The following is a 3038-nucleotide window of genomic DNA, read 5'->3' as shown; positions in this document are numbered from 1 at the left end:
CAACCGGGGGTTTTGCCCAATGAGCTATAAATCGGACATTGAAATTGCGCGCGAGGCGCAGAAGAAGCCTATTCAGGAAATTGGCGCTAAGATTGGCATCGATTCTGCTGATCTGCTGCCCTACGGCCATGACAAAGCAAAGGTCAGCCAGGAGTTCATCAACTCGGTTCAGGGTCGAGAAGACGGCAAGTTGGTGCTGGTCACCGCGATCAACCCGACCCCCGCGGGTGAGGGTAAGACGACCACGACCGTTGGCCTGGGTGATGGTCTGAACCGCATTGGCAAGAATGCGATGATCTGTATCCGCGAAGCCTCGCTGGGCCCGAACTTCGGCATGAAGGGCGGCGCTGCAGGGGGCGGTTACGCGCAGGTTGTTCCGATGGAGGAAATGAACCTGCACTTCACCGGGGATTTCCACGCGATCACCTCGGCGCATTCGCTGCTGTCGGCGATGATCGACAACCACATTTACTGGGGCAATGAAGCCGAGATCGATGTACGCCGCGTCGCATGGCGTCGCGTGGTCGATATGAATGACCGTGCCCTGCGTCAGATCACGGCGTCCCTGGGTGGTGTGTCGAACGGCTTCCCGCGCGAAACCGGCTTTGACATCACCGTGGCGTCCGAGGTCATGGCGATCCTGTGCCTGTCCAACGACCTGAAGGATCTGGAAAAGCGTCTGGGTGACATCATCGTGGCCTATCGCCGCGACAAGACCGCTGTTTACTGCCGCGACATCAAGGCCGAAGGCGCAATGACCGTGCTGCTGAAAGACGCGATGCAACCGAACCTGGTGCAGACGCTGGAAAACAACCCGGCCTTTGTCCACGGTGGCCCGTTCGCCAATATCGCGCATGGCTGTAACTCGGTCATTGCCACCAAGACTGCTTTGAAAGTGGCTGACTACGTTGTGACTGAGGCCGGTTTTGGTGCCGATCTGGGTGCTGAGAAGTTCATGAACATCAAGTGCCGTAAGGCGGGCATCGCGCCGTCTGCAGTGGTGCTGGTTGCCACCGTGCGTGCGATGAAGATGAACGGCGGCGTTGCCAAGGCCGATCTGGGTGCGGAAAATGTCGACGCGGTCAACTCGGGCTGTGCCAACCTGGGCCGTCACATCGAGAACGTGAAATCCTTTGGCGTGCCGGTTGTGGTTGCCATCAACCACTTCGTCACCGACACCGATGCCGAAGTGCAGGCGGTCAGCGACTATTGCGCCAAGCATGGGGTTGAGGCGGTTCTGTCGCGTCACTGGGAGCTGGGCTCGGAAGGCTCTGCGCCGCTGGCCGAGAAGGTTGTCGAGATCGTCGAAGGCGGCAGTGCCAACTTCGCACCGATCTATCCCGATGACATGCCGCTGTTCGAGAAGATCGAAACCATCGCCAAGCGCATCTACCGCGCCGACGAGGTTCTGGCCGACAACAAGATCCGCAACCAGCTGCGTGAATGGGAAGAGGCCGGATACGGCAATCTGCCGGTCTGCATGGCCAAGACGCAGTATTCGTTCTCGACCGATCCGACCTTGCGCGGCGCGCCCACCGGTCATTCAGTTCCGGTGCGTGAGGTGCGCCTGAGCGCGGGTGCCGGCTTCATCGTGGTTGTCTGCGGTGAGATCATGACCATGCCCGGTCTGCCACGCAAACCGGCTGCGGAAACCATCTGCCTCAATGACGCAGGTGAGATCGAGGGCTTGTTCTAAGCCGCCGAATAGGACATCTCGTGGTCCGGGGTTTTCCCGGGCCATGAGGAGATCGCGATGCCCACTCTGACACCGCCGCAAGACTGTGCAACGATGCAGGATCTGCGGGTTCAGATCGACAAGCTGGACCGCCAACTGATCGAAATGTTGGTGGCGCGCGCAGGCTACATTGACCGCGCGTCCGAGCTGAAGCCGGGCGAGGGCCTGCCTGCCCGTATTCCGGACCGTGTCGAAGACGTGGTGCACCGCGTGCGCGCAAGCTCGGCCGAGCTGGGAATGGATCCGGATTTGGCCGAAAGACTGTGGCGCATGTTGATTGACTGGTCGATTGCACGTGAGGAACGTGTTCTCGGCCCGGACTGAATGACCGGGCGCTTCACGCGCCCGATCCGTTTTTGAAAGAAGGGATCAAAGGATGGTAGCCCAGGTTATCGACGGCAAGGCCTTTGCGGCCAAAGTGCGCGCGCAAGTGGCCGATCAGGTCGCAAAGCTGAAAGAGGAAAACGGCATCACCCCCGGCCTGGCCGTGGTTCTGGTCGGCGAAGACCCGGCCAGCCAGGTCTATGTCCGCTCCAAGGGCAAGATGACCGTTGAGGTCGGCATGAACTCGTACGAGCATAAGCTGGATGTCGATACCTCGGAAGAGGACCTGCTGGCGCTGGTCGACAAGCTGAACAACGATCCGGCTGTGCACGGAATCTTGGTTCAATTGCCGCTGCCCAAGCATCTGAACGAAGATCTGGTGATCAATTCGATCGACCCGGCCAAGGATGTGGACGGGTTCCACATCTCGAATGTGGGCCTGCTGGGCACCGGTCAGAAATCGATGGTGCCCTGCACCCCGCTGGGCTGCCTGATGATGCTGCGCGACCACCATGGCTCGCTGTCCGGTATGGATGCAGTTGTGATTGGTCGTTCGAACATCGTGGGCAAGCCGATGGCGCAGCTGTTGCTGGGTGACAGCTGCACCGTGACCATCGCGCACAGCCGCACCAAGGATCTGCCCGATGTTGTGCGCCGCGCCGACATCGTCGTAGCCGCCGTTGGCCGCCCCGAAATGGTGCCCGGTGACTGGATCAAAGAAGGCGCCACCGTCATCGACGTGGGCATCAACCGCATTGAACGCGATGGCAAGAACAAACTGGTCGGTGACGTCGACTACGCCAGCGCCGCCGCACGCGCCGGCGCCATCACCCCGGTCCCCGGAGGTGTCGGCCCCATGACCATCGCCTGCCTGCTGGCCAACACACTCACCGCCGCCTGCCGCGCAAACAAACTCCCAGAACCAGAAGGCCTCACAGCCTGACCTGTTTCGTTAGGGCGCAAAAAATGCGCCCTAACG

At 60.6% G+C, this 3038-nt stretch carries 3 protein-coding genes; all 3 read left to right on the top strand.

From position 1 onward, the window contains the following. Positions 1-19 precede the first annotated feature (19 nt). The 3 genes from AC2FJC_RS23785 to folD are packed head-to-tail and all read left to right on the top strand — an operon-like array spanning position 20 to position 3002. Positions 20-1696 (top strand): formate--tetrahydrofolate ligase, encoded by a 1677-nt coding sequence (locus AC2FJC_RS23785; RefSeq protein ID WP_496742192.1) that lies wholly within the window; start codon positions 20-22, stop codon positions 1694-1696. Between the two features lie 57 nt (positions 1697-1753). Next, a complete protein-coding gene (locus AC2FJC_RS23780) occupies positions 1754-2059 on the top strand; it encodes a chorismate mutase (protein ID WP_058272292.1) in 306 nt (101 codons plus the stop codon). Positions 2060-2111: 52 nt separating this feature from the next. Further along, complete coding sequence (folD, locus tag AC2FJC_RS23775; RefSeq protein ID WP_496742190.1) at positions 2112-3002, top strand: bifunctional methylenetetrahydrofolate dehydrogenase/methenyltetrahydrofolate cyclohydrolase FolD; 891 nt, start codon at positions 2112-2114, stop codon at positions 3000-3002. The last annotated feature ends 36 nt before the right edge of the window (positions 3003-3038 follow it).

It is taken from the genome of Ruegeria sp. CDSB117, from assembly GCF_059611005.1.
The sequence above is the reverse complement of the archived record's forward strand: the minus strand, read 5'-3'. Positions and strand labels throughout refer to the sequence as shown.

Coding starts and splice junctions, on each gene's coding strand:
- AC2FJC_RS23780 (WP_058272292.1), top strand. CDS start 1,754: ATGCCCACTCTGACACCGCCGCAAGACTGTGCAACGATGCAGGATCTG.
- AC2FJC_RS23785 (WP_496742192.1), top strand. CDS start 20: ATGAGCTATAAATCGGACATTGAAATTGCGCGCGAGGCGCAGAAGAAG.
- folD (WP_496742190.1), top strand. CDS start 2,112: ATGGTAGCCCAGGTTATCGACGGCAAGGCCTTTGCGGCCAAAGTGCGC.